Here is a 283-nt window from a genome sequence, read left to right on the forward strand (position 1 = left end):
TGGCGGACCGGACGGGACTCGAACCCGCGACCTCCGGCGTGACAGGCCGGCATTCTAACCAACTGAACTACCGGTCCGCATTGGTGGGTGATACTGGATTCGAACCAGTGACCCCAAGCATGTGAAGCTTGTGCTCTAACCAACTGAGCTAATCACCCAACACAAACGATCTTTGCTGCAAGCAGCGGTGATATCTCGCGATTCTGATGGCGGACCGGACGGGACTCGAACCCGCGACCTCCGGCGTGACAGGCCGGCATTCTAACCAACTGAACTACCGGTC

Annotated in this window: 2 tRNA genes; both read right to left on the reverse strand. The window is 58.3% G+C overall.

Features of this window, described 5'->3' with window-relative positions:
• A tRNA-Asp gene (locus R2R70_RS19740) sits at window positions 1-77 on the reverse strand.
• Window positions 78-81: 4 nt separating this feature from the next.
• Window positions 82-158: transfer RNA gene (locus tag R2R70_RS19745), tRNA-Val, on the reverse strand.
• Between the last annotated feature and the right edge of the window lie 125 nt (window positions 159-283).

It is taken from the genome of Cobetia sp. SIMBA_158 (assembly GCF_046566945.1).
Lineage (GTDB): Bacteria > Pseudomonadota > Gammaproteobacteria > Pseudomonadales > Halomonadaceae > Cobetia > Cobetia amphilecti.